We start from the raw sequence: 26,555 nt of genomic DNA on the forward strand, positions 1-26,555 counted from the left end.
GTTGCATGGTCACGGTGGAGACCACCGCTGCGCGCGGTGCCCGGATCATCCTCACTTCCCGGGCCTCGTCCTGACCCTCGCCTGCCTTCTTCCCCCGCGGGAGTAGTACCGGCACGCCTGCCGTCCGGCGGGGCCCCTTTCAAGGGTCTCCACGTTGTCTCATCAACTCACTCCACTCTCCCCTGCGCTCTCTCCCCGTGAACGCGTCCTGACGTTGGCCGACTACGGCTGGGACACGGACCGCGAGCGCTCCTTCACCCCGCTCCGGGCCGACGGCCTGGTTCCGGGCCGCGTCGTGCGGGCCGAGCGCGGCCTGTGCGACGTCGTCGCCGAGACCGGGCCCGTCCGCGCGATCGTCGTCCCCTCGTCGGGTGGCGGTGACCGGCTGACGCCGTGCACCGGTGACTGGGTGGCCGTCCGGCCGGCCGGTACGGCCACCTCCGCCACCGTGGTGGAGGTGCTGGAGCGCCGGTCCGCCGTGGTCCGCTCCACCGCGTCGCGTACCTCCCGAGCCCAGGTACTGGCCGCGAACGTCGACACCGTGGCGGTGGCCGTCTCTCTCGCCGATCCGCTCAAACACGGGCGGATCGAGCGAACGCTCGCGCTGGCCTGGGACAGCGGCGCCACACCTGTGGTGGTGCTCACCAAGGCAGACCGCGGTGCCGACCCCGCCACCGCGGCGGCCGAGGTGGCCGAGGTCGCCCCTGGTGTGGAAGTGCTGGTCACCAGCGCCACCACCGGCGAGGGCCTGGACGTCCTGACCGCGGTCCTGTCAGGCACGGTCGTCCTGCTCGGGCCCTCGGGCGCGGGCAAGTCCACCCTCGGCAACCGCCTGCTCGGCGAGGACCTCCTGGCCACCGGCGCGGTGCGCGGGAGCGACGGCAAGGGCCGGCACACCACCGCGTGGCGGGAGCTGCTGCCGCTGCCCCACGGCGGAGTCCTCCTGGACACGCCGGGCCTGCGCGGCGTCGGCCTGCACGATGCCGAAGAAGGTCTGGAGCAGACCTTCGCCGAGATCACCGGGCTGGCGCGGGACTGCCGCTTCGCGGACTGCGCCCACACCGCCGAGCCGGGCTGCGCCGTGCTGTCCGCCGTCGAGGACGGCCACCTCACCCGGCGGCGCCTCGACAGCTACCACCGGCTGCAGCGCGAGAACACCTACGCCGCCTCCCGCACCGACGCGCGGCTGCGCGCCGAGCTGGAACGGCCGATGAAGCAGATCGCGCGCCAGGTGCGCGCCCTCAAGCAGTCCCCGAACTTCAAGGCATGACGGAGAGGAACACGGTCATGGACCTTCCCCGCATCTTCACCATCCGCGAGAGCAGCCACCGCATCCACAACCCGCTGACCGCGGACAAGTTCGCCACCCTGGGCGCATCACTCCACCTCGCCCCCGGGACACGGGTGCTCGACCTGGCCAGCGGCTCGGGCGAGATGCTGTGCACCTGGGCGCGAGACCTGGGCTTCACGGGCACCGGGGTGGACATCAGCACGGTCTTCACCGAGCAGGCCCGGGCCCGCGCCGCCGAACTGGGCGTCGCCGACCGGGTCGAGTTCATCCACGGTGACGCCGCCGGCCACGTCGCCGGCCGGCCCGTCGATCTGGCCGCCTGCGTCGGCGCCACCTGGATCGGGAACGGCGTCGCCGGAACGGTCGAGCTGCTCGAGCGCAGCCTCCGCCCCGGAGGTCTGATGCTGATCGGCGAGCCGTTCTGGCGGCGGACCCCTCCGGACGAGGAGACCGCCAAGGCATGCCACGCCACCGCCATCGCCGACTTCCTGCTCCTCGCGGAACTGATCGAGCAGTTCCGGGAACTCGGGTACGACGTCGTGGAGATGATGCTGGCCGACCAGGACAGCTGGGACCGCTACGCCGCGGCCCAGTGGCTCAACATGCGCCGCTGGCTCGACCAGAACCCGGACGACGAACTCGCCCCGGAAGTACGGGAGGAACTCACCACCGAGCCCGCCCACTACGCGCGCTACGGCCGTGAGTACCTCGGCTGGGGAGTCTTCGCCCTCATGAAGCGCTGACCCACCCGTCCCGTGCGGGGCGCGGACGTCCTACCGTCCGGGCCCCGCACGGGACACATCGCCACCGGGTCACGACGTCCGCGGCGTGCGCGCAGGCCGAGAGCCGGGCGTCGCGGAGCAGCGAACCGTGCGACAGCGTGCGAAGGTCCCGCCTCACAGCCGCCGGACGGTGACGTCGTAGCGCGGAGCGCTGGGAGGCAGTGCCGGCCGCCGCGCTCGTGCGGGCCCGGGCCCGAGGCGGGCCCAAGGCGGGTCCGGGGCGCGCAACGGGGTCATGGTGAGGCATCCGTGAGTACGAGAGCGGCGAGTTCGGTCCGCTCTGTGGCTCGTCGGACGGCGCTCTCCGGTTCCGCGGCCACCCGCTCGTCGAGGCCGGTGGCCACCACGGCGTGGTGCCAGGCGCGCCGGTCGGCGTCTTCCAGCCGGTCGGGAATTACTCCGTCCATGCGACACCTGGCGAGCTGGAACGAGCGCGTCCCGGCCAGACGCCGGGCGCTCGTCGACGAGTTCTGGACCGAGGACGCCGGCCATCACGGTATGGCGCGTCTGACCTGATAACTGGCCCCGGTCGGCGGCCTTCCGGTGATCATCGGGCTCGCCGTCATGGTCTGTGAGCGAAGTCGCCTGCGCCGCGTTTACGGTTTCCTCGACCCCGTCCCCGTACACAACCCTTCACCAGGAGCCGGAAGATGACCCCTGATCCGATGACCCTCCACCCGATGCCCGCCCATGACCGGGTGGTTTTCCTCAAACCTCTGGTCAGCTCACCGAAGATCGTCGTGGGCGAGTACACCTACTACGACGACCCGGAGGGCGCCACCGAGTTCGAGCACCTCAACGTGCTCTACGCGTACGGCCCGGAACGGCTGGTCATCGGCAGGTACTGCGCCATCGCCGCCGGCACGCGGTTCCTCATGGCCGGCGGCGAGCACCCGACGATGGGCGTGTCCACGTTCCCGTTCACCATGTTCGGCGGCGAGTGGGCCGAGCGGACCCTCGACATCGTCACCGGTATGCCCAGCCGGGGCGACACCGTGGTCGGCAACGACGTCTGGTTCGGCCACCGTTGCACCGTCATGCCCGGCGTACGCATCGGCGACGGCGCCGTCATCGCCGCCGGCGCGGTCGTCACCGCGGACGTACCGCCGTACACGATCGTCGGCGGCAACCCGGCCCGTCCGATCCGGCAGCGGTTCGGCGACGCCGACATCGAGCGGCTCAGGCGGGCCGCCTGGTGGGACTGGCCGGTGGAGCTGGTCACCGAACACGCCCGCACCATCATGGCCGGCTCGCCGGCCGACATCGCCCGTATCGCCACCGACCACGGACGGGGCGCCGTATGACGGCCGTGTCGATCGAGGAACACGCCGTGGCCGGCGGTGGACCGTACGCGATCACCACCGGCCCGGACGGCGCCCTGTGGTACACACTGGTCCACAGCGGCCGGATCGGCCGGCTCGTGCCCGGTGACGAACCGGTCAGCCACCGCCTCGCCCCGGACTGCGGTCCGACGATCATCACCAACGGGCCGGACGGCGCCTTGTGGTTCACCGAGTACCGGGCACACCGCATCGGCCGTATCACCGTCGACGGTGAGGTCACCGAGTTCCCGTTGCCCACCCGGGACAGCGGGCCGTTCGGCATCGCGGCCGGCCCCGACGGGGCGCTGTGGTTCACCGAGACCACCGCCGACCGCATCGGCCGCATCACCACCGACGGCGAGATCACCGAGTTCCCGCTTCCGGTCGGTGGCGCGTTCCCGTCCGCGATCACCGCAGGCCCGGACGGCGCGTTGTGGTTCACCATGAACCAGGCCAACGCGATCGGCCGGATCGGCACCGACGGCACGGTCACCGTCCACCCGCTGCCCACCGCGGCCGCCGCACCGGTCGGTATCACCCTCGGCCCCGACGGCGCCCTCTGGTACGTCGCGATCGCCGCCGGCCACATCGGCCGCATCACCACCGAGGGCGGGATCAGGGAGTTCCCGCTGCCCGACCCTGCCGGCCGGCCGCACGCCATCACTCCGGGCGCCGACGGCGCCCTGTGGTTCACGGAGTGGGGCGGCAACCGTGTGGGCTCCATCACCGCCGAGGGCATGATCGAGGTACACGACCTGCCCACCCCCGGATCCGAGCCGCACGGCATCGCCCTCGGCCCTGACGGTGCCCTGTGGGCGGCGCTGGAGACCGGTGCCCTCGCCCGCGTGACCGAGGAACCGCCGCCGTAGGCGAGGAGACCACCCTGCCCGTGGCGTCCGACCGCGCGGTCGTCCCCGCCAGGAACCGCGACGAGCCGAGCCGTCCGGCTTCCCCGGGGCGTGGGCCACGGCAAGCGCGGCACCATCCATCAGGCGTACTGGCACGGGATGGAGGACCAGCTCGGCTCGCTCGGCCTGGTCCTCAACGCCGGGATGCTGTGGGCCACTCGGTGCGCCGGCGCCGCCGGACTCTCCTCTCACCGGCGTCGCGGCCTGCGGCACCGGTGACCTCGGCTTTCCGAGGACGGGGTCCTGAGGGAGAGGCCCGTTTGCGTAACCTACCTATCGATAGGTAGATTTCGGGTATGGACAACGTCGCCACCCCAGCCATCCGTGCCGTCGGGCTCGGCCGGGACTTCGCCGAGCACACCGCGGTGCACCAGCTCGACCTGGAAGTGAGGCCCGGAGAGGTCTACGGGCTGCTCGGCCCCAACGGTTCGGGCAAGAGCACCACCGTCCGGATGCTCACCACGATGCTCCGCCCCTCCCGGGGCGCCGCCCAGGTCGCCGGGGCCGACATCACCCGCGACCCCGGGACGGTCCGCCGCCGCACGGGGGTCGTCCTCCAGGGCACTGCCCTCGACCCCCTCATGTCCGCCCGCGAGCTGCTGCGCCTGCAAGGACGGCTCCAGTCGCTCACCGCCCGGCAGGCCCGCACACGCTGCGTCGAGCTTCTCACCGCTTTCGACGCCCAGGAGTTCGCGGACACCCCGGTCGGCAAGCTCAGCGGGGGCCAGCGCCGCCGGGTCGATCTCGCCGTGGCTCTGGTCCAGCGCCCGGACGTCCTCTTCCTGGACGAACCCACCACAGGGCTCGACCCGGCCAGCCGCCGGGGCCTGTGGGACGAGATCCGCGCCCTGTCCGCCGACCACGGTGTCACCGTCCTGCTGACCACCCAGTACCTGGAAGAGGCCGACCGGCTCTGCGACCGCGTCGGCATCCTCCGCGCCGGACGCCTCATCGCCTCCGCCGCCCCACACGCCCTCAAGGAGGAGATCGGCGACCGTGTCCTGACCCTGCGCTTTCGCGACGCCCGGGCCGCCGGCCGGGCCGGGGAACTGCTCGCCGCCAGGGGCGAGCAGCTCCACACGGCCGAAGCCGCCCCCCACGCGGTGAGTATCCGGCTCACCCGCCCCGGAGCCGACGGCGAGACGCTGCTCACCCTGGCCTCCGCCGGCCTGCACGCCGAATCCCTGACCGTCGACGAACCCAGCCTGGAAGACGTCTTCCTCCGCCTGGCCCTCACCCCGGAAGGCGCCACCGCCGCATGAGCACGACCCCCGCCGCCGTCACGGACCCCGCGGGCCCGCCCGCCGCACCGACGCCATGGGCGGCCCTGGCACCACTGACCGCACGCTCCCTCAGATCCTGCCTCCGCACGCCCGCCCTGCTTCTCACACCGCTGCTCACCAGCGCGTTCTTCCTGATCATCTACGAAGGGCAGCTGTCCTCGGTCACGGCCGCCACCCCTGCCGGCGGCCACTACATCGACGTGGTGCTGCCGCTGTGCCTGCTCACCACCGCCTTCACCGGCGGCGCCACCGCGGGACAGCTGCTGGTGAGCGACATCGGCTCGGACTATCACGCACGGCTCTGGCTCACCCCGGTCAGCCGCTGGACCCTCATCACCGCCCCCGTCCTGGCAGGAGTGGTCGTCCTGACCGCTCAGGCCGCCGCACTCACCGGACTCGGCCTGATGCTCGGCCTGGACCCCGTCTCCGGCGCCCCCGCCCTCCCGGCTCTCATCGGCGCCACCGTCCTGCTGGGGACGGGATTCCTGCTGCTGGCCGCCGCGGTCGGCCTCCACACCGGCAACAGCTCGGCAGTCGGCTCCGTGACCCTGGTCTTCTTCCCGCTCTCCTTCTTCACCGCCACCTTCGTCCCGCGTGACCGGCTCGGCGGCTGGATGGCCCACGCGGCCGACATCAACCCGCTCACTCCGCCGCTGGAAGCCATGCGCGGCCTGCTCACCGCACCCTGGAACGAGCAGGACCTGCTGCCGGGCGCCCTCGTCACCCTCGCCATCCTGGTGGTGGGGGCCGCCGCGGCCCACCTCGCCCTGACCCGCCGTACCCGTACAGGAGTCTGACCACCATGCCCCGCCAGACCGACACCCGCGCCCGCGCCCGTGACGAGTTCGCCTACCGCCTCACCGACTACGGCTACCTCGGCGTCTCCCTCGACGACATCGCCAAGGCCGTCGACGTGAAGAAGGCCAGCCTCTACCACCACTTCCCCGGCGGAAAGCCCGCACTGTTCATGGAGGTGGCCGACCACTACACCAAGGAAGCCTCGGCCCTCCTCCAGAGCGCACTCGCCACCCCCGGAACCCTGCGCGACAAGCTCCTCGCCCTCGCCGCCTCCTATTCCCAGGGCACCTACAACTCCGCGCTCAGCAACCAGATCTACTACGCGACCCGCCACCTGGAGGACGACCAGCGTGCCGAGGTCTCCCATGCCTACGTGCGCGGGCTCATCCAGCCCGTCACCGACCTCATGGCCCAGGCAGTGGCCTCGGGCGAACTGCGCGAAGCTGATCCTGGGTTCCTCTCCACCGCCTTCCTGGAGCTGGCCGGCACCGTGGACTTCCCGCAGGACGACCGCACCCCGAGCGCCGCCGACCGCCTGGCCCAGGACGTCGTCGACCTCTTCCTGCGAGGGGCCGGCCCCGACACCCCCTGACCCGAACATGCGGCGGCCGAGCGCCGGGCCGGGACCTCGGACTCCCGAGTGCCTGAAGGGCTGGGTCCGTCCCGGCGAAGTACGGCCGCCGCCCGACCGATGACGCCGCGACGGCTTGCCCGGCCGGTCGTCCTGGGCGTGGACGTCGTAGAGGCCGTCCTCGCCGTCCCAGATCGGGGAGCGGTCCGTTCACCGACTTCACGGACTGCTTCGAGGCCCCGGAGAACGTTCCGCGCGCGACGGCGGTCGGCGTCGTCCTGGCCGAGCCGTTCGCCTGGCGCTCGGTCGGGTTGCGGAGGTGGGTGTTGCCGGGACCATGGAAGGGAGCAGGGGGAGTGAGCGTCCGAGCCACCTGCCGTGGCTGTCGGAGCATTGATCACCTGGAGTACGCATGAGCGACCTGCCCCCGCCCGTCACGCCCTTCCTGGAGCCGGCGGCGAAGGAGCTGGCCGAGGCGACCGATCCGCACCCGCGGATCTACGAGGTCCCGCCGGAGAAGGGCCGTGAGATCCTCCTCGGCCTGCAGAGCGACCCCAGTGTCCCCCGCCCTGACGTCGACGAGGAGTGGGTGGATGTCGACGCCGGCGAATGGGGCACGGTCCGCACGCGGATCATCAGGCCCAAGGGGGCGACCGGTCCGCTGCCGGTGATGTTCTACATCCACGGCGCCGGCTGGGTCTTCGGCGACGAGAAGACCCACGACCGGCTCTTCCGGCGGGAGGAGCCGTTGGAGCCTTCGCACAGGCGGGCGTCGCCGGCAGGGCGGCCGGGGCGGCCGGAGCGGCCGGGGCGGCCGGGGCGGCCGGGGCGGCCGGACGGATCGTGCCCCCTCGGCCGTGCGGCGTCCCATCAGCACGCGCAGGAGATGCCCGAGCGCGGGGCGGTGAGGTCGTCGACAGGACGCTGCTCGGCACCGGTGGCGGAGTCGTAGGCGAAGCCCTCCCGCGCCCAGTACTCGAAGCCGCCGAGCATTTCCTTGACCTGGTAGCCGAGGCGGGCGAAGGCCAGCGCCGCGCGGGTCGCGCCGTTGCAGCCGGGACCCCAGCAGTAGGTGACCACGGTCCGGTCCGGGGCGATGAGCCGCGGTGCCAGGTCGGCGATCCGTGCGGTCGGGATGTGCAGAGCGCCCGGGATGCGGCCCTGGTCCCAGGCGGCACCGCTACGGGTGTCGACCACGACGATCCCGGGTGCGCCGGATTCCAGATCGGCGTGGACGTCGGAGACGTCCGCCTCGAAGGCGAGACGGGCGGCACAGTGGGCGGCGGCCTCGGCGGGCGTGGCGGCGGGCACGCTCAGGACGGCACTGGTGATCTCGGCGGACGCGGTGGCAGACATGGGCTACCTCTTGTCTTGTTCGTGCTGGTCGCAACGGTGTCCTACGAGCCGTGCCGGGTTTCCCGGCCGGCGACGACTCCATCCTCCGACCCCGTGACCCGCCCTACGAGTGGCATGAATGCCACAGGTCACCAAGATTCCGCCAGCCGTCTCCGTGCCCCTACCGGTGCGCGGGGGCGCGGGTGAACGTCTTGCGGTAGGCCGTCGGCGTCGTACGCATCCGGCGGGTGAAGTGGTGCCGGTACGTCGCGGTGCTGTCGAAGCCGACCGCGGCGGCGACCTCGTCCACGGTGCCCTCGCCGGACTCGAGCAGTGGCAGGCTGGCAGCCACCCGCTGGGCGATGACCCAGCGCATGGGGCTCACGCCGTTGCGGCGGGTGAAGTGCCTCGCGTACGAGCGTTCCGACATGCGCGCGGCACCGGCCAGGGCGGGCACGGACAGCGGTGTGCGCAGATGGCGCAGCGCCCAGTTCATGCTCTGTGTGACGCCGTCGTCCCCGGGGTCGATGTCTCCCACCGCCGCCTCGATGAACTGGGCCTGTCCGCCCTCGCGGTGCGGTGGTACGACGAAGCGGCGCGCCACCGCGTTGGCGACGGCCGCTCCGTGATCGGCCCGGACGAGGTAGAGGCACAGGTCGATGCCGGCCGCGCTGCCCGCGCTGGTGAGGACGTCGCCGTTGTCGACGTACAGCACGTCGGGGTCGACCTCGATCCCGGGATGCCGTTCGGCGAGCGCGCGGGCGTAGCGCCAGTGGGTGGTGGCGCGCCGGCCCTCCAGCAGGCCGGTCGCGGCCAGCGCGAACGCCCCCGAGCAGATCGACACCAGGCGGGCTCCCCGCGCATGGGCCCGCAGCAGCGCGTCCACCAGGGCGGGCGAGACGTCCGCCCCGGTCTCGGCCACCCCCGGAACGATCACCGTGTCCGCGGCGGCCAGCGCGTCAAGGCCACACTCGGCACGCAGCGTGAACCCGCCGATCGCCCGCAGATCCCGGCCGGGCTCCTCGGCGCACACCCGCAGCTCGTACCAGGGCAGCGCCCCCAGCTCGGGCCGGGACAGGCCGAAGACCTCCACCACCACGCCCAGCTCGAAGGGCGCCATCGCGTCGAAAGCCAGTACGGCTACCACGTGCCTGTTCGCCATGGCTGAAGGTTAACGACCCATGAGATACAGCCACGGGGCAAAGGGGTCGGACAGGGCGAGGGGGCCCGGGGCAGGCACGGTCGCGTACGCCCCAGTCGGTGCGCCCCACTGAATGGCCGGTTCCCGAGAGAACGGAATCAGTCCGGCCACCGCGTCCCGGCGACCGGCCGGGACGCGGACGGCACGTGCCGAGTCCGTCAGTGGCCCATGCCCCAGCCGTGGCCGCTCGCGTTGGCGCAGCTGTTACCGAAGGCGGGGTTGAGCAGACCGACGACGTTCACCGTGTTGCCACAGACGTTCACCGGCACGTGAACCGGGACCTGCACCACGTTGCCCGAGGCCACGCCCGGGGGAACCGACCGCCGCGCCCTGGGCGCCGCTGTCGGCGGCCGCCACTCCGGAGCCGCCCAGCACCAGGGCGCCACCGGCGGCGGCGAGGAAGCCGGCGGTCACGATCGCGCGAGTCTTCATGTAGTTCTCCTTCTCGTGTGCGTTTCATCGGGCCGGCCCGCCGCCGTTCCTGTCGAAGCGCAGGCGCGGCGGGCGACCGTAATCCGCACCGCGCGGCGGACCGGATTGCGCGAGGGAGGCAAGCTCACCCGAACGAGCCAGCGCATCCGAACGCGAAGCCGGACACCGAACTGCGAGGCGCCCGGCAGGAAAAGCTGTCGTGCGATCCGGAACTGGTCCGGACGGGTTGTGTCCGGCGTAAAAGGCAGTCCACTCGGCGTGCGGGGACGGATCTGTTGCAGAGCCCCCGGCACCCGGCGTCCCCCGGTGCACGCCCTGCTGGTCCCGGTCGCGGAACGAGCCGCCACCGGTCCCGGCTCGCTCCTGCTCCTGCTCCTGCTCCTGCTCCTGCTCCTGCTCCTGCTGACCCTTCATCACATCGTCACCGACGGCTGGTCGATGGGGCCACTGGTCGGCGACCTCGGCACCGCCTACCGGGCCCGCACCGGCGGGCACGCACCGCGGTGGGAGCCGCTGCCCGCGCAGTACCCGGACTACGCGCTGCGGCAGCACGCCAGGCTCGGCGACCGGGAGGACCCGGGCTCCCTCTCGGCACGACAGCTGGCCCACGCGCGGACGGCGCTGGAGGGCCTGCCCCCCGAACCGCCCCTCCCCCACGACCGGCCGCGACCGGAGCGCGCCACCTCCCGCGGCGGCCGGGTACCGGTGAGCCTGGACGCCGCCGAGCACCGCGCGCTCGTCGCGCTGGCGCGGGAGGCGGGAGTCAGCCCGTTCATGGTGCTGCACGGTGTGCTCGCCACGCTGCTGCACCGGCTGGGCAGCGGGGACGACATCACCGTACTCGCGCGGCCACCAACCTGATCACCTGTCTCTTGTATCACCACCCGCCCCAGCGGTAGACGGTGCAGGCGCGTCGGACCAGGCAGCGCGCCGTGGTGAGGCAGCCGACCAGGGCGACGAATCCTCGTAGTCCTGCCCCAACCTCTCAGCGCCGAACTAGACGCCGTTTACCAGGCGGACCACCCGCCCCGCAAGGCGGGTCCCGGGCACTGCCTGACGGCGAGTGCTGATGGCACGCGCCGGGGCGGTCGTGGTGCACGCGCGCGGCAGCAGACGCGAACCGGTCGGCGAAGACCGCCTTGGCCTCGTCACCATGACGCCGTGCTGGACTCGCGCTCGCCGGTAAGCAAACGGACGCCCCGAATGCCTGCCGTTGATCCGCTCGACGAGGTCAAGGGCAGGCGCCGAAGCGCGCCGGCCCCTGTCGTCCAGCGCGTCGGCGAGGACGCCGACGCGCTGACGGCGGCACGCGTCAAGCGTCTTCCTCTCCTCCCTCGTCCGGGTTCCTCGAGGCGGTGGTGTCGGTCAGCGGATGGATCCGAACCAGCCGTGAACCGCTCGCCCGCCCGCCTGCGGACCGCACCGCATCACGGTCAGCGCGCATCGGGAAGGTCAGCGCTGCAGGGTGAGGACGCCCGGCCGCCAGGGCAGTTGGTCGTACGGACCGCCCGCGTTCGGGGACTTGCCCTGGTAGAGGAACTGCAGGTCGCAGGGGTCGATGGTCATGGTCTGGTCGGGGTTGTCGCGTACCAGGTCACCGTGGCTGATGTCGTTGGTCCAGGCGGCCCCGCTGTTGGTCTTGCCCGCGAAGGGGTTGCTCTCACTGGCGGCCTGCGGGGTCCACGAGCCACTCAGGCTGGAGGCCGTGAAGGAGCGGAAGTAGCGCCCGTTCGCACCCATGGCTTCGACGATCATCAGGTACTGGTTCTGGCCCTGGACCTTGTAGACCTGTACGCCCTCGAACAGGTTCGCCTTCGTGTCGCTCATGATCGTCGTGTACGACGAGCCGAAGTTGCCCGGGAAGTTCCCGATCGGCATGCTCGCCCGGTAGATCTTGCCGTTGTCACCGGCGAAGAACAGGTACATGTTCTGGCCGTCGGCGATCAGGGTCTGGTCGATCGGGCCGGTGTCGGAGCCGGAAATGCTCCCGGTGAACAGCGGCTGCGGCGAGGACCAGCCGTTGGGGTCGGTGGGGTCGCTCGACGTACGGTAGACGAACGGCCACGAACCCCACTGGTACGCGAGCACCCAGACGTTCTTGGGCGCGAAGTAGAACAGCGTGGGCGCCACCGCGGCCTGGTTCATCCCGGTCTGGCCGGCCGACGCCATGTCCGGCCAGTTCGTGAAGGGGCTGAACATCATCGAGCCGTATGACGATCCCGACACGTTCGACGCGTAGACCAGGTGCCTGCCGTTGTGCGTCACGGTGGTGAAGTCCTTCACCGCGGCCCACCCGTTCGCCGGCTGCGCCAGCACTCCCGTCGACGTCCACCGGTACGTCGACGGAAGGGTGCACGGGCCGTCCGTCGGCGGCGTCCCCGTCAAGCCGGTCCACTTCTGGTTGCCGGCGTCGTTGCACGTCCCGACCTGCACCGCCGTGCCGTTGGCCGTACCGGCGCCCGCCGCCTCCAGGCACAGCCCGGACTGCACACCGACGACCGTACCGTCGGCGTTCACCTGCCACTGCTGGTTCCCCCCGCCTGAGCAGGCCCAGATCTGCACCCGTGTCCCGGGCGTGGTGGCGTGGCCGGGGACGTCCAGGCACTTGTTGCCGTACACGGTCAACTGGTTGCCGTCCGTCAGCGTCCACTGCTGGTTGGTCCCGCCCCAGCAGTCGTAGATCTGCAGGGACGTGCCGTTGGTCTGGTCGGCGCCCAGCACATCGAGACACCGGTTCGAACCAACACCGCGTAAGGCGCCACTGGTGGCCGCCTGAGCCGTGGTGGTGGCGACGAGCAGCGCCGCCAACGCGGCCAGGGCCGCAACCACGGCGGCGAGCACCGCGGACGGATGCCTGCGGCTCGAATCTCCTCTGCGCATGGGGACTTCCTCTCAACCTTGAGTGAGCGGTTCCGGCTTGGGCGGCATGGGCGTCAAGGGCGACGGCGACAATTTGGCGAGGTCATGACATACGCACGCAGCGCGGCTCCTTGCGATCTGCGCTCGGCCAGCGCGAGGGGAATCGCCCTGTTGCATGACGCAGCGACTAAGGCACGTTCGCGATATCGAACAGAGGTCGGTGTGTCGGGCATCCTGAATGATAGGGAGCCCGCGAGCGGCGTCAATACCTCTCGCATGTGTCGCTCGAAGCGTCGAAATGTTTATGGCAAATCAGGCGCGAAACATCGCTCGCTACGGCACCCAGACGGCCGGGCTCCACACATCCAACGCTGGAGCGGGAGGCGTGCCGGCGAGGCGCGGACACCCATGGACCCACGCCGCCAGCCAGCACTTACCGGAGGCGGGAGTCGCTCTCCGGCCCACAATGATGTCGAAAGTTTCGAAGGGAAGATTGAAACTTTTGCTTCCAGAGTGCTTGACGATGCATCGTCAACAACCAATCATTCCTGCTGAGGAACCGACTGCGGTCGACATGTCGAGCAACGTCGGCCTTGGGCAAGCCCTGCCGCACGGCAGGCCCGCGCACAGCCGCAGTACAGATCCGTGCACGGAAGCACCCGCGCCACCCCATTCGGTCCGGTGAGGCTCGCACCAGCGCGTCCTGACTCTTCACGCAGGGGGAGAGATACGCGACGCCGCGTCGCGGTCCCTCGGCTGAGCCGCGATGGAGCAGCCCCCGACCGGTTCGCCGAAGGGCAGCGGACGACCCAACCCCCTGCGCTTTCGGTCCTTCCGTGATCTCTACCTTGGAGGCACAGTCATGGGCTCGTACGCCCTTCCCAGATCCGCTGTTCGCCAGAAGATCCGCGTCCTGCTGTTGGCGCTGGTCGTCGGCGTCCTCGGTGCGGTCACCGCACTGGTCGCGCCGCCGTCCGCGCACGCCGCCGAGAGCACGCTCGGCGCCGCGGCGGCGCAGAGCGGCCGCTACTTCGGCACCGCTGTCGCCTCGGGCAAGCTGAGCGACTCGACGTACACGACGATTGCGGGCCGTGAGTTCGACTCGGTGACGGCCGAGAACGAGATGAAGATCGACGCCACCGAACCGCAACGAGGGCAGTTCAACTTCACCGCCGCTGACCGCGTCTACAACTGGGCCGTGCAGAACGGCAAGGAGGTGCGCGGTCACACCCTGGCCTGGCACTCCCAGCAACCCGGCTGGATGCAGAGCCTGAGCGGCAGCGCACTGCGCCAGGCGATGATCGACCACATCAACGGCGTGATGGCCCACTACAAGGGCAAGATCACCCAGTGGGACGTGGTGAACGAGGCCTTCGCCGACGGCAGCTCGGGAGCCCGACGGGACTCCAACCTGCAACGCACCGGCAATGACTGGATCGAGGTCGCCTTCCGCACCGCGCGCGCCGCCGACCCGGAAGCCAAGCTCTGTTACAACGACTACAACGTCGAGGACTGGACCTGGGCCAAGACCCAGGCCATGTACGCCATGGTCCGGGACTTCAAGCAGCGCGGCGTGCCGATCGACTGCGTCGGCTTCCAGTCGCACTTCAACAGCGGTAGCCCCTACAACAGCAACTTCCGCACCACCCTGCAGAGTTTCGCCGCCCTCGGCGTGGACGTGGCCATCACCGAACTCGACATCCAGGGCGCCCCCGCCTCGACCTACGCCAACGTCACCAACGACTGCCTGGCCGTCCCGCGCTGCCTCGGCATCACCGTTTGGGGCGTGCGTGACTCCGACTCCTGGCGATCGGAGCAGACGCCGCTGCTGTTCAACAACGACGGCAGCAAGAAGCCCGCCTACACCGCCGTCCTCAACGCACTCAACGGGGGATCCACCACGCCCCCTGCCGATTCCGGACAGATCAAGGGCGTCGGTTCAGGCCGCTGCCTGGACGTGCCCAGCGCCGGCACCACCGACGGCACCCAGCTCCAACTGTGGGACTGCCACGACGGCACCAACCAGCAGTGGACGCACACCGACACCGGCGAGCTCAGGGTCTACGGCAACAAGTGCCTGGACGCCGCCGGCACCGGCACCGGCACCAAAGTCCAGATCTACAGTTGCTGGGGCGGCGACAACCAGAAATGGCGCCTCGACTCCAACGGATCCATCGTCGGCGTCCAGTCCGGCCTCTGTCTCGACGCCGTCGCGGGCGGCACCGCCAACGGCACCCTGCTCCAGCTCCACTCGTGCTCGAACGGCAGCAATCAACGCTGGACCCACACCTGACGGGACCTGCCACGAACGAAGGGCCGGCTCGATGACGGCCTGCGGTGCGGCTTCTCCCGCCCCTCCAGGAAGTCATCGTTGATGGTCCCGGGTCGCCGCCGTGGTGGCGGCGACCCTCTCGATGGACACGCCAGCGTCAAAGATCTTCGAATGTCCCTCCGAAGGCGTCGCCCATGCCCGCTCGAACCGCTGCACGGAGGGGAACAGGTCGAGCAACCCACCCAGAGGACACAACCGCAGGCCAGGAACCGGGGGTCACGGTCCCACACGTCTCCACCCAGAGCGTCGAACGAGCGTCATGGTGCGAGCGACTGGTGCGCCCCTCTTCCGATCCGTCCGACGCTCCGCGTCGATCCGGGACGGTGCCGGGCACCTCGGGAGGGCGCCGAGCGGGATCGGCACGGATGAGTGCGGCGATTCCAATCGTAATGACATTCATTTTCATGTATCGTCTGCCTCGCTCACCGATCGCACCCGGAGGTCCTCATGGCCGTACCCAAACGCAAGATGTCGCGCAGCAACACCCGGCATCGTCGCGCGCAATGGAAGGCCGCGACGCCACAGCTGGTGACGGTCACGGTGGACGGCGTGCCCTACCTCGTCCCCCAGCGGCTGGCCAAGGCGTACGAGCGCGGCCTGCTCCGTCCGGAAGGCTGACCCCGGCATGACCCGCGCCCCCTCGCCGCGCCTTCCCGTCACCGTCCTGTCGGGGTTCCTCGGCGCCGGCAAGACCACCCTGCTCAACCACGTCCTCACCAACCGCGAGGGCTTGCGCGTCGCCGTCATCGTCAATGACATGAGCGAGGTCAACATCGACGCCGCCCTGGTGCGCGGCGGCGAAGCGGCCCTGTCCCGCACCGAGGAACGCCTGGTCGAGATGACCAACGGGTGCATCTGCTGCACCCTGCGCGACGACCTGCTCGAAGAGGTGGACCGGCTGGCGCGCGAGGGGCGTTTCGACTACCTCCTCATCGAGTCGTCCGGCATCTCCGAGCCCATGCCGGTGGCCGCGACCTTCGCCTTCGCCCGCGACGACGGCGCCACCCTCGGCGACCTGGCCCGGCTGGACACGATGGTCACGGTCGTGGACGCCGCCAACTTCCTTCCCGAGCTGGCCGGAGGTGACGAACTGGTCGAGCGGGGCCTGGACCAGTACGAGGACGACGAACGCACGGTCAGCGACCTGCTGATGGACCAGATCGAGTTCGCCGACGTCATCGTCCTCAACAAGCTCGACCTCGTCGACGCCGCGTCCGCCGACCGGCTGCGCGCCACCTTGGCTCGGCTCAACCCCGTCGCCCGCTTGGTGCCGGCCGTGCGGGGCCGCGTACCGGTCGGCGAGGTCCTGGGTACCGGCCGCTTCGACCTGGAGCGAGCGCAACAGGCTCCGGGGTGGGTCAGGGAACTCAACGGCGACCACGTTCCCGAGACGGAGGAGTACGGCATCTCCTCGACCGTCTTCCGCTCCGCAACGCCCTTCCACCCCGGGCGGCTGTGGACGTTCGTGACGGAGGCACTGGACAGCGGCGCCCACGGGCAGGTTCTCAGGTCGAAGGGGTTCTTCACCCTCGCCAGTCGACCCCGGGTGACGGGACTGTGGTCGCAGGCCGGTTCGGTGGCGCGCTTCGAACCTTCCTCCGCTCGCGACACCGACAGCGCCTACGCGCAGGAACTCGTCTTCATCGGAACGCGGCTGGACGCGGAGCCGCTGCGGGCTGCCCTGACCGACTGCCTCATCCGGAAAGACGAAGCCCCGCCCGCTTCCGACCCCTTCCCTGCCTGGGACACCTACGGTTTCGGCGAGAACCGCGCGCACGAGCACGGCCCTCTCCCCACCGTGACGGGGCGCTGAAACCCCGGGCCGGACGGTGGTCGCAGCCACGGCACCGTCCGGCCCGGTACACACCTGTCAGAGAGGCCGCTCGGACGCTTCGACGGACTCCCCAGCCTCGCCGGCGCACTGCTGCGCACCCTTCTCCTCGACCGGTGGGTGACGGACTTCCTGTCCGCCCATCCCGACGCCACCGTGGCCGAGGTCGGCACCGGGCTCAACACACGCCACGAACGCGTCGACAACGGCCGCGCCCGGTGGTTCGGCCTCGACCTGCCCGACGTGATCGGCCTGTGCCGGAACTTCTCCACAGACAGCCCCCGGCGGACGATGATCGCAGCATCGGTGACGGACGAGGCGTGGGCAGCGGAGGTGGCCCCGCACGCCACCGGGCCGTACCTGGTCGTCGCGGAGGCCGTACTGCCCTACCTGCACGAACTCGACGTGCGCGGGGTCATCGACCTCCTCGCCGACCGCTTCCCGGGCGCACTGCCGGCCCTGGACACCGCCGGCCCCGGATTCTTCGAGACTCAGGAACAGCACGACGCCCTCAGCAAGGTCGAGGCCCGTATGCACTGGCACTGCCGAGGGTTACCGCCTCAGCCTCCTGCGCCTGCCCTGACGTCCGCAGGCACGCCCCACGGCCGGTTCCGGCCGTGCCTCCGCGCCGAGTCACGGCCGGAACCGGGGCCCGTCGCACGAGCGGCGCGACTACCAGGAGGACTTGGCGACCCGGGCAGGAAGCCGGCGTGGGCCCGCTCACGCACGCGGACGCGCGACACGAACTTCCGAAGACGACCGCACGGCCGCCCGTCCACACTGTCCCGGTTGCGTACTCGGTGGCGCTCGCGTGGCGGGGTTGACGCCGCAGTTCTTCCACTGCGGCCCGGCGTTCGGCGTCGGTGGTCGACGGTCTTGATCACCTGGGCGCTGAGCGTCAGCCGGACGTGCCGCCCTCGCCGGGCAGCCAGTGGCGCCTGCGCTGGGTGTCGAGGCCGAAGCGGCGGGAGGTGCGCCGATGCGAGTGGGAGACGGTCTTGCCGAAGCCTGGCTGGGCACCGGCAGTTGGCAGGGCGGACAAGGACACCATCGCTGCACGGGCCCCTTCATGACTCGCAACGAGGCGCGCCCGGGGATCAGCATGTTGAGCGGCGGCCCCGGCGCGTCGACGAGCGAGTGCGGGAAGTAGTCGTTTCGAGGGACGCCCGCCCCTGAGCGTCACTGGTCCGGTGCACGGGGCGAAGTGCCGTGCTCAGGAAAGGGCGGTGCTGCTGAGGACGCGGTTGAGGGCGCCACCGGGGCGGCTTGTGAGTTCCTCCCAGGTCCCCTCTTCCGTGATGCGGCCCTCCTCCAGGACGGCGATGCGGTCGGCGCGGCGGATGGTGGCCGGGCGGTGGGCGATGAAGATCGTCGTGCGGCTCTCCTCCCGCAGCACGGTGGCGAGTTCGGCGTCGCCGGTGTTGTCCAGGTGGGCGGTGGACTCGTCGAGCACAAGAACCCGCGGTCCGGCCAGCAGCGCGCGGGCCAGGGCAACGCGGGACCGCTGACCGCCGGAGAGCGTAGCGCCCCGCTCGCCGACGAGGGTGTCCAGCGAGGCGATCCGATCGACGCCGCACAGCCGTGCCGCCTCCGCCAGCGCCCGGTCGTCGGCCTCGGGCGCGGCGAGCCGCAGGTTCTCGGCGAGGGTGCCGTGGAAGAGGGGAGTGTCCTGCCCCACCAGCATCACCGCACGCCGCAGTTCCGCGTCGTTCACCTTCCGCACGTCCACGGCTTCGCCGTGGGCGGGCAGCAACTGGACCTCGCCGGCGGACGGGTCCCAGAAGCGGGCCAGCAGATGGGCGCAGGTGGACTTGCCGGCACCGGAGGCGCCGACGAGGGCGAGTGTCCGGCCGGGGTGGACGGTGAGGTCGACGCCGTCCAGCACGGCTCCGCCGCCGTAGTCGAACCTCACTCGGTGCAGCCGGACGCCCAGTGGTCCGGGAGGCAGGGAGCGTGGTGCGGTGGGCGGCGGCGCGAGGGCGGGGGCCTTGACGGCCGCGTCGACGCGGGAGGCGGCGGCGCGCAGTGCCACGGCCTGGCTCAGAGCGCGCGCCGACTCCGCCACGGGGCCGAGGACGGACAGGGACAGTGCCATCGCGGCCGGAGCCCAGGCACCGTTCAGCCGTCCGGAGGTCACGGACTGAGCCGCCGCGCCGACCACGCCGAGGACCGCGACCACGATGAGAAGGTCGCGGACGGCGGCGGCCACGGCCTCCCAGGTGGCCTCGGCGCGCTGGGCGTCGCCCACCTGCCTCCCCCGCTCCGCCAGCGTGCGGCGGCGTCCGGCCAGAGCACCGAAGGCGAGCAGTTCGGGCAGCCCGTCCACCGTCTCCACCGTGTCGGCCGACAGCGCGGCCACGGCCGTGCGGGTGCGGCCGCCGCGTACGGTGCGCGCGCGTGCGTCGGCGAAGGGCGCCGCGGCGAGCAGGGCCGCGACCGGCAGGACGGCCACCAGCAGCCACGGCTCCACCAGGGCCAGAAGCACCGAGCCGCCGATGAAGACCGTTCCCGACGCTAGCAGTTGGGCGGTGGTGTGGGCGTAGAAGAACTCGAGCGCCTCCACGTCGGCCATGGCGGTGGCGGCGAGGTCGCCGCTGCGGCGGCCCGCGACCCGGGCGGGCGCGCTGCGGGCCAGACCGTCGAAGACGCGGACCCGCAGTGCGGCCAGGACCCGGTAGGCGAGGTCGTGGGAGAGGTCCATCTCCCGCCAGGTCATCAGGGCGCGCGTGACGACGAGGGCGGCGAGCGCGATGACGGTGCCGGCCGAGGGAGCGTGCCCGTCCATGACGGCGGTGCCCACGGTGTGCGCGGCCAGGGTCAGCAGCGCGACGAGGGAGCCCTGTTCGAGGACGGCGGCGACGCAGGTGCGGGCCGTCATGGCACGGTGCCCGGCGAGGGCGGGCAGCAGGGCGCGCAGTGCGCCCCGCGCGGGGACGTCCGCCCCGGTGGCGGCGGGGCCGGTAACGGTGCTCATGCGGCGAGTTCCCCTCGGTGGGCGCGGCCGGCTTCGACGAGCCGGGTGTAGACGCCGCCGGCCTCGGCCAGGCCGGTGTGGTCGCCGACGGCGTCCACCCGCCCCGCGTCGAGGACGACGATCTGGTCGGCGTGCCGGACGGCCGCGAGCCGGTGGGCGACCACCAGGACGGTCCGCCCGCCGACCGCCTTCAGCAGCTCCCGGACGATGTCCGCCTCGCGTCGCTCGTCGACCGCGCTGGTGGCCTCGTCGAGAACGAGGACCGGGGCGTCGGACAGCAGGGCCCGGGCCAGGGCGAGCCGCTGCCGCTGGCCGCCGGAGAGCGTGGCGCCCCGTTCGCCGAGGACGGTGGCGTAGCCGTCCGGCAGGGCGGCGATCTCGTCGTGGATCCCGGCGGTGCGCGCCGCCAGGGTGAGCTCGTCGTCGGTGGCGCGGGGCCGCGCGAGACGCAGGTTGTCGGCGATGGTGGCATGGAACAGGTACGTCTCCTGCGAGACCACGGCGATGCCCCGCCGCAGCAAGTCGAGCGCGCACTCGGTCGTGGGGCGCTCGTCGAGGGTGATCCGCCCTTCCTGCGGGTCGTGGTGACGCAGGAGCAGGGCCAGCAGGGTCGACTTGCCCGCGCCGGACGGCCCGACGATCGCGGTGGTCCGTCCCGCCCGCGCGGTGAAGGAGATACCGTCCAGGGCGGGTGTGGGAGCACCGTCGTAGGTGAACCGGACTTCGTGGAAACGGAGTTCGGGGGGAGCGTGCCAGTGCGCGGGCGCCGTCGCGGTGTCGGGGACCGTCGGCTCGGCCGTGCGCAGGGCCGCCAGCCCGTCGGCGGCCGACACTCCCAGGTAGCCGGCGTGCCATTCCCGGGCAAGGTCGCGGACCGGGCGGAAGCACTCGGAGGCCAGCAGCAGCACCAGGTAGGTGCCGGCCGCGGTGGTGGATCCGGTGACGGCCGACCAACACGCCAGGAGCGCGGCGGCGGCGGTGCCGCCCTGGATGGCGAGGTCGGTGATGCCGGTGTCGACCAGGGACACACGCAGTTTGGCGACGGTGGCGCGGTGCAGGGCCGCGGACCGCTCCTCCAGGCGTGCGCGGGTGCGGCCGACGGCGCCCGCGGCGCGCAGGGCGGGCATGCCCTGGAGGGCCTCCAGGTAGTCGGCGCCCAGTCCTTCGTAGGTGTCCCAGTGCTCCTTTCCGCGGGCGGCGAGGAGCCGGTCCCAGGCGCGCGGGCCCAGCAGGGCCAGGAGCAGGGCGGGGACGAGTCCGAGGAGGGCCCGGGGTTCGACCACGGCGAGGGCGGCGAGAACCAGGGGTGGCACCGCGAGGGTGACCAGGAGCTGGGGCAGGTAGCGGGAGACGTAGGCGTCGACGCCCTCCACCCCCTCGACCAGGGTGGTGCGGACGGCTCCCGCCCGCGCTGTGTTCAGGTACGCGGGCCCCAGCCGGCCCAGGTGGGCGAGGAGTTCGTCGCGCAGTGCCACCCTGACCCGGGCCCCGGCGCGGATGGCGGTGCGCCGCTGCCACAGGGCGAGCCCGGCGCGGGCGGCGACGACGGCGAGCACCGCGGCCAGCAGCCACGGGAGCCGGCCGGTGTCACCGCGGGCCACGCCGGCGAGCGCGAGGGCCAGCAGCACCGCCTGCGCCAGGTGCGTGAGGGTGACGGCACCCTGCAAGAGGGTGGCCGCGAGCAGGGGGCGCCGTGCGCGCCGTGCGGCGCGGCGCAGCTCGGGGTGGACGATCATGTGGAGTTCTCCTCGTCGGCGTGGCGGGTGCCGAGGGCCAGGGCGTGCACGACCCAGTCACGGCCCGGCGCGGCACCGAGAGCGGCGCCGAGGTCCGCCTGCTGCCAGGAACCGACGGGCCGGGCCGCCAGCCCGTGGCGCTGAGCGGTGAGATGGGCCAGGTGGACGGCGAAGCCGGCCCGCAGGTGGGCGCGGCGGATGTGCGCGGCGTCGGCGTCCGTGGGGCAGCCGTGGGCGAGCAGGACGGTGCCCGCGTCCGCGAGCCACGTCTGGCCCGCCGCCCAGGCCGCGAGCGTCGGACGGGTCTCGCCGGACGCGTAGGGCCGCAGGGCCGTGCCCTCCTGAGCCAGTTCCATGAGGCCGGGCCGAGGCGGGCCGACCGCGGCGCACCAGCGCAACAGGCCGCCGCGCCCGGCCCGTTCGGCGGTGGCCAGGACTGCCCGCAACGCATCGTGCGGCGGGAGGCCCGGCAGCGGCGGTGGGGTACTGCGGCGCGCCAGCAGTTCGGCCGGGGCCGGCGGGACCTCGGTCTCCGCGGGGCGGCTCGGGCTCCGTCCGTCGGGCGGTGGGACGCGTACGACGGCCAGGGGGTTCTCGGCGTGTCCGTCCAGCTGTACGCGGGGTTCGCCCGTGTTAAGAGCGCGGGCCGCCAGGAACAGCGCCGCGGCGGCGTGCCCGGTGTCCAGCAACAGAAGGGGCCAGGCCCGGTGGCCGTAGTGGGACACCGTGCGCTGTGCGGTGACGGAGAGTGCGGCGGTCACGCCCGCCGGCGTACCGTCGACGGGCGCGCCGACGTGGCGGACACGGTGGCGCAGCGGGTCGTAGCCGTAGCGGCCGGGCGGCAGGGAGCAACCGGTACCCACGACCAGTTCGGTGTCCACCGGGTGCAGCGCACCGGCGGAGGGGGTGGGCCTGAGACGTCCGGAGGTGTCCGAGGCCGCCAGGGACAGACCCAACAGGGCACGCAGGTCGAGGTCCGCGGGGCCGGCCTCCGGGATCGGGCACGGCGGCCCCGGCCAGGGCCGGACGGCTGTCCCGGCGGGCGTGTCGGGGCCGGGGCGCTTCGGGGAGCGGGCCCGGGCGAGGGCTGCGACGAGGCCCGTCGGCGGGTTCTCGTGATGGTCTTCCACAGCGGCCCTCACATGTGCGGCGGAGGCGCCAGCGTGAAGTCCCGCGGCGCGCTGGGCGCGGTCGCGCGCCATCCGCGCGCGACGGCGGCCTCGGCGAGGCGCGGGCAGCCGAAGTAGCCGAAGGCGGCCGGCGCGTTGGGCAGGAGTCCGGAGACGAGGACCCTGGCGACGCGCAGCGCGGTCTCCGCCACGTCCTCGGTGGTGAGATCGAAGGTCATGACGCGGTGGCCTCCCCCGCGCAGCGTGCTCTTCAGCCGCTCCCGGCTTCCGGACTCGACCGCGTCGACGGATACCGTCCCGAGCTCGGGGGCGGTGAACCGCCGGGCCTCGGCCGCCATCCGTTCGTCCAGCCACACCTGCACGTGTGCTCCCAGGTCCCGCACGTGCTCGAACTGGTCGCCGCACACGTCGAGGTAGCGGCCGTCGGCCCGGTGTTCCAGGTAGAGCCCGCGGGCGAGCAGCCCGGCCTCGACCGCCTGGAAGACCCAGCCGTCGGAGTCGGTCAGCCCCTGGGTGAAAACCCAGGTGTGGACGGCTTCGAGGACGGCCTTGCGGGCGGCTTCGGCCGGGTCGTACTTGCAGGCGAACCCGGCGGCGTACAGGTTGAGGCGCGGGTCGTGCACGAGCGCGGCCATGCAGGGGGCGAACTCCGAGTGCATCTCGACGATGTGGACGTCGAGCGCGGAACCGGCGAGGTCGTCCGCGAGGCCGGGCACGCTCGCCGGGTCGATGCCCCGGGTCGGGCCGTCCAGATGCCACCACAGTTCCAGGGCGTCGCGTTCGACGATCTCCAGCAGGCCGCGCTCGACAGCGTCGTCGAAGCCCTGCCCGGTGGCGATCCCGGCGTAGTTGAGGTGGTGGGTGCGGGGCAGTTCGCGCAGGCCACCCTGGCGCCAGTTGAGGTGGGTGAGCGAGACGGGTGCCCAGACCTCGGCGACGGTCCCGTCGGGCAGTCGTTCGGTTCCCCGTGTCCACAGCGCCGGGGTGTCGGCGGTGAGCGGGCGGTAGGGGAACTTCTCACGGTCGTACTGCCAGGGTGCGTAGGCGGGCAGATCGTCCGGGCCGTACAGGCGCAGGCTCTTGTCCGTCAGTTCGGCGGCGGTGGCGCGCAGGGGTGCGTCCGGGTGGCCTGGCGGCGGCACGCGGTTGCCGCAGTATCGCTCCACCCCCTCGGCTATCGCGGCGACGCGGGCCTGCTCGGGGTCGCCGAAGGTGGTGCCGAGGGAGACCCGGTCGGCGGGCCACAGCCCGAGTCTGCGAGCGTCGGACATCTCGGCCGTGAGCGCGGTGTAGCGGGGCGGGGCGCCCGCGGGGTGCTCGACGGGCTTGACCTTGCGGACGATTCCGCAGACGGGGTCGACGAGCGCTTCCAGCGGCAGAGCCGTCATCGCAGGATCTCCTCGGCGGGGTCGGTGGGGGCGGGACGGGACGGAAGCACGGGCAGGTTCAGCACCACGCTGTCCGGATCGACCTCCCGCCGGGAGGCGAGCAGCTGTTCGGCCGTCATCGGGTCGTCCCCGGTGTGGGGGTTGCGGGCGTGGGCCGGGAAGTGGTGTCCGGCGATCTCCAGGCGCAGCCGGGTACCGGCCCGGAGCCGGCGTGCGAGCCGGCCGAGTCCGACGGTGAACGCGGCTGCCCGGCCGACCGGTTCGGCACGCCGGACGATACCGACGGCGAGCCGCTCGGCGGTCCCGTCCGGTGGGAGCGCGACGAGCCTGGCGGCCCAGTCGGCGGACGGTGTGTGGGCGGTGGCCCGCAGCCGCACACTGACGGGGCCGACGAGGTCGAGCGGACGCGGCGACGGCGGTGTGACCAGCAGGCAGCGGTCGGGCGGGTCATCTACGGGGACGGTCAGGTCGTCGGAGCGAACGGGCCGGGCGGGATCGGCGGTGAAGGCGGAACCGCGCAGCAGGCGCGTGCGGTGGGCGCGCGGTTTCCCCTCGGCGTTGGCGGGCAGCCATAGGCCGGCGCCGCCGAGCGCCAGTGCGCCGTGGTGGCCAGGGGCGAGGTCGCCGGTCAGGGCGCGGCGGGCCCAGCGCACGTACAGCTCGCCGAGGTTCAGCCGATGGGCGAGTCCCGCGTCCGGCCCCGGGGCGGCGGTCAGAGGGTGCCCCCAGGGACCGAGCAGCAGACGCGCCGAGGATCCGCGCCAGGCGCGCCACAGAGCGACGGTCTCCTCGGTGAAGTGGTCGTGGTGGCCGCCCACCGCGAGCAGGGGCGGCCCGGCGTGCACCGCCCGCGCCACGAGGTGCCCGCGGTCGGGACGGCGCCACAACCCCGCCCACGAGGGCAGGTCGCGTCCCAGCCGCTCGGGCAGGGCGGTCAACGGAAGGTGGGCGAGCAGGCCGGGGTCCTCGGCGAGGGCCTTGTTCAGCGCGCCTTCGTCGGAGTCGCGCCGGTCGCCGTGGGCGGCCCACCATCCGGCGCGGGAGAGCAGCCGTTCCACGCCGGACGCCTCGCGGGCTGTCTCCGCCGGGCCCAGGGCGGGCACGGCCGCGATGACGGCGTCCGGCCGGGCGTCCGAGGGCGCGTCGAGGGCGAGGACGAGGGCGCAGTGGGCGGCGTAGGAGGCGCCGGCGGCCACCAGCCGCCCGTCGCTCCACGGCTGCCGCCGGATCCAGCGGACGGCCGCTGCTCCGTCGGCGGTCTCGTGCGCGTACGGGTGCCACTCCCCCGGCGACGCGAACCGCCCCCGCACGTCCTGGACGACGGCGGCGAACCCGCGGCGGGCCCAGCCGTGCGCCTCGGCCTCGTGCCGGGTCCGGTCGTAGGGGGTGCGCACCAGGACGGCCGGGAAGGGGCCGTCACCGGCCGGGAACAGGACGTCGGTGGCGAGTTCCCCCACAGCCGTGCTGAGCGCCGTCATCCGTCCTTCCTCGGCATGGGCGCGACGTCGGGCACCGGCAGCACGGGGTGCTCGGTGACGGTCAGCGTGCGCAGGTCCACCTGTCGCAGTCGGCGCCGCGCCGGGAGTCCCGCCGGGTCAAAGGCTCCGGTGGCCCACCGGCCGAGATCGTCCGCGAGCAGCGCCGCGAGCAGCACGGCGGCCGGCGCGGCGAGCCGGACCGGCGCGCCGGAGGTACGCGGTCCACTCCAGTACGCGGCCAGTTCCCGGTGAGCGGGCGTGGCGGCGAGCCGGCGGGACCGGACGTGCGCCGAGGTGACGTCCCCGGGGGCGGCGGCCACCGGCTCGACGTACGCCTGCCAGCCCTCGCGGTGGCAGCGCAGCCATGCGACACCGTGCTCGGGCAGCCGGTCGGCGGCGTCCCACAAGCCGTCCGGCACGGGCCCGTCCAGACACCACACGACCGCGGAGGAGTTTCCGTCGAGCAGGTCCTCGATGCCCACGGGCGAGCTGCCGGAGGCGGTCGCGGCCGGAGTCGTACGGGGCCGCGCGCCCAGGACGGCCAGTTGTACAGCGAGCGGTTCGGTCAGCACCGGGTCGCCGAGGATCCGAACGTCCCGGCGAGCGGCTGGCCACTCCGGGGCCGACTGCCCTTCCGCCAGATAACCGGCTTCCTCGAACGCCCGGGCCACGCGGTCCAGCTCTTCGTCCAGCGGGGCCGTGGTCCCCCCGGTGAGCAGGGAGAGCAAGGCGTCCTCGTCAGCGTCTCCCGTCCTGACGCTGAGGAACTCCCCCGCGGGGGTGCGGACGGCAAGCCCTCGCCCGGGCACGGTGACGACCTCGACACCGGGGACGAGTCGGCTACGGGACACGGCGTTCCTCCTGTCGGCGGGACCTGGGACGGGTGTGGGCCCGCCCGGAAGGC

Annotated in this window: 23 protein-coding genes and 4 pseudogenes; 13 read left to right on the forward strand and 14 right to left on the reverse strand. The window is 72.5% G+C overall.

What is annotated here, in order from left to right:
* Positions 1 to 214 precede the first annotated feature (214 nt).
* Complete coding sequence (gene rsgA, locus ACH4NX_RS20315; protein ID WP_398128109.1) at positions 215 to 1,270, forward strand: ribosome small subunit-dependent GTPase A; 1,056 nt, start codon at positions 215 to 217, stop codon at positions 1,268 to 1,270.
* Positions 1,271 to 1,287: 17 nt separating this feature from the next.
* Entirely contained in the window at positions 1,288 to 2,034 is a 747-nt protein-coding gene (locus tag ACH4NX_RS20320; protein ID WP_398128340.1) for a methyltransferase domain-containing protein, read from the forward strand.
* A 272-nt stretch (positions 2,035 to 2,306) separates the two neighbouring features.
* Here the strand turns inward: ACH4NX_RS20320 and ACH4NX_RS20325 are convergent, their stop codons facing one another.
* Positions 2,307 to 2,480, reverse strand: a complete 174-nt coding sequence (locus tag ACH4NX_RS20325) for a hypothetical protein (protein ID WP_351392925.1) — start codon at positions 2,478 to 2,480, stop codon at positions 2,307 to 2,309.
* A gap of 243 nt (positions 2,481 to 2,723) precedes the next feature.
* On the opposite strand from ACH4NX_RS20325, the gene ACH4NX_RS20330 reads away from it, so the two are divergent.
* From ACH4NX_RS20330 to ACH4NX_RS20360, 7 genes and pseudogenes are all read left to right on the forward strand, one after another.
* Complete coding sequence (locus tag ACH4NX_RS20330; protein ID WP_398128110.1) at positions 2,724 to 3,377, forward strand: CatB-related O-acetyltransferase; 654 nt, start codon at positions 2,724 to 2,726, stop codon at positions 3,375 to 3,377.
* Complete coding sequence (locus tag ACH4NX_RS20335; RefSeq protein ID WP_398128111.1) at positions 3,374 to 4,264, forward strand: virginiamycin B lyase; 891 nt, start codon at positions 3,374 to 3,376, stop codon at positions 4,262 to 4,264. The genes ACH4NX_RS20330 and ACH4NX_RS20335 overlap by 4 nt, the downstream gene beginning before the upstream one ends.
* A 90-nt stretch (positions 4,265 to 4,354) precedes the next feature.
* The gene (locus ACH4NX_RS20340) at positions 4,355 to 4,522 is read left to right on the forward strand and encodes a hypothetical protein (protein ID WP_398128112.1); all 168 of its coding nucleotides are present in this window, start codon (positions 4,355 to 4,357) and stop codon (positions 4,520 to 4,522) included.
* 77 nt (positions 4,523 to 4,599) lie between these two features.
* Positions 4,600 to 5,565: an ATP-binding cassette domain-containing protein gene (locus ACH4NX_RS20345; RefSeq protein WP_398128113.1), complete on the forward strand. Its 966-nt coding sequence runs from the start codon at positions 4,600 to 4,602 to the stop codon at positions 5,563 to 5,565.
* Positions 5,562 to 6,383: an ABC transporter permease gene (locus tag ACH4NX_RS20350; RefSeq protein WP_398128114.1), complete on the forward strand. Its 822-nt coding sequence runs from the start codon at positions 5,562 to 5,564 to the stop codon at positions 6,381 to 6,383. Before ACH4NX_RS20345 ends, ACH4NX_RS20350 begins: the two co-directional genes overlap by 4 nt.
* A gap of 5 nt (positions 6,384 to 6,388) precedes the next feature.
* Entirely contained in the window at positions 6,389 to 6,976 is a 588-nt protein-coding gene (locus ACH4NX_RS20355) for a TetR/AcrR family transcriptional regulator (protein WP_398128115.1), read from the forward strand.
* A 391-nt stretch (positions 6,977 to 7,367) separates the two neighbouring features.
* Positions 7,368 to 7,694: pseudogene (locus tag ACH4NX_RS20360) on the forward strand (alpha/beta hydrolase); the annotation flags it as partial.
* Between the two features lie 131 nt (positions 7,695 to 7,825).
* On the opposite strand, the gene ACH4NX_RS20365 reads toward ACH4NX_RS20360, so the two are convergent.
* The 3 genes and pseudogenes from ACH4NX_RS20365 to ACH4NX_RS20375 form a co-directional block, all read right to left on the reverse strand.
* Positions 7,826 to 8,311, reverse strand: a complete 486-nt coding sequence (locus ACH4NX_RS20365) for a rhodanese-like domain-containing protein (protein ID WP_398128116.1) — start codon at positions 8,309 to 8,311, stop codon at positions 7,826 to 7,828.
* Positions 8,312 to 8,471: 160 nt separating this feature from the next.
* Complete coding sequence (locus ACH4NX_RS20370; protein WP_398128117.1) at positions 8,472 to 9,452, reverse strand: helix-turn-helix domain-containing protein; 981 nt, start codon at positions 9,450 to 9,452, stop codon at positions 8,472 to 8,474.
* 197 nt (positions 9,453 to 9,649) lie between these two features.
* Positions 9,650 to 9,923: pseudogene (locus tag ACH4NX_RS20375) on the reverse strand (chaplin).
* Positions 9,924 to 10,229: 306 nt separating this feature from the next.
* Between ACH4NX_RS20375 and ACH4NX_RS20380 the strand changes: the two are divergent.
* Positions 10,230 to 10,784 (forward strand): condensation domain-containing protein, encoded by a 555-nt coding sequence (locus tag ACH4NX_RS20380; protein WP_398128118.1) that lies wholly within the window; start codon positions 10,230 to 10,232, stop codon positions 10,782 to 10,784.
* Between the two features lie 591 nt (positions 10,785 to 11,375).
* Here the strand turns inward: ACH4NX_RS20380 and ACH4NX_RS20385 are convergent.
* Positions 11,376 to 12,803 carry a non-reducing end alpha-L-arabinofuranosidase family hydrolase gene (locus tag ACH4NX_RS20385; RefSeq protein ID WP_351392888.1) on the reverse strand — a complete coding sequence of 476 codons (1,428 nt, stop codon included), beginning with the start codon at positions 12,801 to 12,803 and terminating at the stop codon, positions 11,376 to 11,378.
* 841 nt (positions 12,804 to 13,644) lie between these two features.
* Here ACH4NX_RS20385 and ACH4NX_RS20390 point away from each other — a divergent pair.
* The 3 genes from ACH4NX_RS20390 (at position 13,645) to ACH4NX_RS20400 (ending at position 16,927) form a co-directional block, all read left to right on the forward strand.
* The gene (locus ACH4NX_RS20390; protein WP_398128119.1) at positions 13,645 to 15,075 is read left to right on the forward strand and encodes an endo-1,4-beta-xylanase; all 1,431 of its coding nucleotides are present in this window, start codon (positions 13,645 to 13,647) and stop codon (positions 15,073 to 15,075) included.
* Between the two features lie 486 nt (positions 15,076 to 15,561).
* Positions 15,562 to 15,732 carry a 50S ribosomal protein L32 gene (rpmF, locus tag ACH4NX_RS20395; RefSeq protein ID WP_351392882.1) on the forward strand — a complete coding sequence of 57 codons (171 nt, stop codon included), beginning with the start codon at positions 15,562 to 15,564 and terminating at the stop codon, positions 15,730 to 15,732.
* Positions 15,733 to 15,739: 7 nt separating this feature from the next.
* Positions 15,740 to 16,927, forward strand: coding sequence for a GTP-binding protein (locus ACH4NX_RS20400; RefSeq protein WP_398128120.1), 1,188 nt, complete (start codon positions 15,740 to 15,742; stop codon positions 16,925 to 16,927).
* Positions 16,928 to 16,984: 57 nt separating this feature from the next.
* Here the strand turns inward: ACH4NX_RS20400 and ACH4NX_RS20405 are convergent, their stop codons facing one another.
* From ACH4NX_RS20405 to ACH4NX_RS20445, 9 genes and pseudogenes are all read right to left on the reverse strand, one after another.
* Positions 16,985 to 17,449, reverse strand: coding sequence for a hypothetical protein (locus ACH4NX_RS20405; RefSeq protein WP_398128121.1), 465 nt, complete (start codon positions 17,447 to 17,449; stop codon positions 16,985 to 16,987).
* A gap of 188 nt (positions 17,450 to 17,637) precedes the next feature.
* Positions 17,638 to 17,822: pseudogene (locus ACH4NX_RS20410) on the reverse strand (30S ribosomal protein S14); the annotation flags it as partial.
* A pseudogene (locus ACH4NX_RS20415) lies at positions 17,812 to 17,996 on the reverse strand (bL28 family ribosomal protein); the annotation flags it as partial. The pseudogenes ACH4NX_RS20415 and ACH4NX_RS20410, both read right to left, overlap by 11 nt.
* Before the next feature lie 162 nt (positions 17,997 to 18,158).
* On the reverse strand, positions 18,159 to 19,919 hold the full coding sequence (locus ACH4NX_RS20420) for an ABC transporter ATP-binding protein (protein ID WP_398128122.1): 1,761 nt from the start codon (positions 19,917 to 19,919) through the stop codon (positions 18,159 to 18,161).
* Positions 19,916 to 21,655: an ABC transporter ATP-binding protein/permease gene (locus ACH4NX_RS20425; RefSeq protein ID WP_398128123.1), complete on the reverse strand. Its 1,740-nt coding sequence runs from the start codon at positions 21,653 to 21,655 to the stop codon at positions 19,916 to 19,918. The genes ACH4NX_RS20420 and ACH4NX_RS20425 overlap by 4 nt, the downstream gene beginning before the upstream one ends.
* Complete coding sequence (locus ACH4NX_RS20430; RefSeq protein ID WP_398128124.1) at positions 21,652 to 22,785, reverse strand: nitroreductase family protein; 1,134 nt, start codon at positions 22,783 to 22,785, stop codon at positions 21,652 to 21,654. Before ACH4NX_RS20430 ends, ACH4NX_RS20425 begins: the two co-directional genes overlap by 4 nt.
* A gap of 8 nt (positions 22,786 to 22,793) precedes the next feature.
* Positions 22,794 to 24,173, reverse strand: coding sequence for a YcaO-like family protein (locus ACH4NX_RS20435; protein WP_398128125.1), 1,380 nt, complete (start codon positions 24,171 to 24,173; stop codon positions 22,794 to 22,796).
* The gene (locus ACH4NX_RS20440) at positions 24,170 to 25,651 is read right to left on the reverse strand and encodes a CocE/NonD family hydrolase (RefSeq protein ID WP_398128126.1); all 1,482 of its coding nucleotides are present in this window, start codon (positions 25,649 to 25,651) and stop codon (positions 24,170 to 24,172) included. The genes ACH4NX_RS20435 and ACH4NX_RS20440 overlap by 4 nt, the downstream gene beginning before the upstream one ends.
* Complete coding sequence (locus ACH4NX_RS20445; protein ID WP_351392864.1) at positions 25,648 to 26,502, reverse strand: hypothetical protein; 855 nt, start codon at positions 26,500 to 26,502, stop codon at positions 25,648 to 25,650. Before ACH4NX_RS20445 ends, ACH4NX_RS20440 begins: the two co-directional genes overlap by 4 nt.
* Positions 26,503 to 26,555: the final 53 nt, after the last annotated feature.

The sequence above is a fragment of the Streptomyces sp. NPDC017225 genome (assembly GCF_044331465.1).
GTDB lineage: Bacteria > Actinomycetota > Actinomycetes > Streptomycetales > Streptomycetaceae > Streptomyces.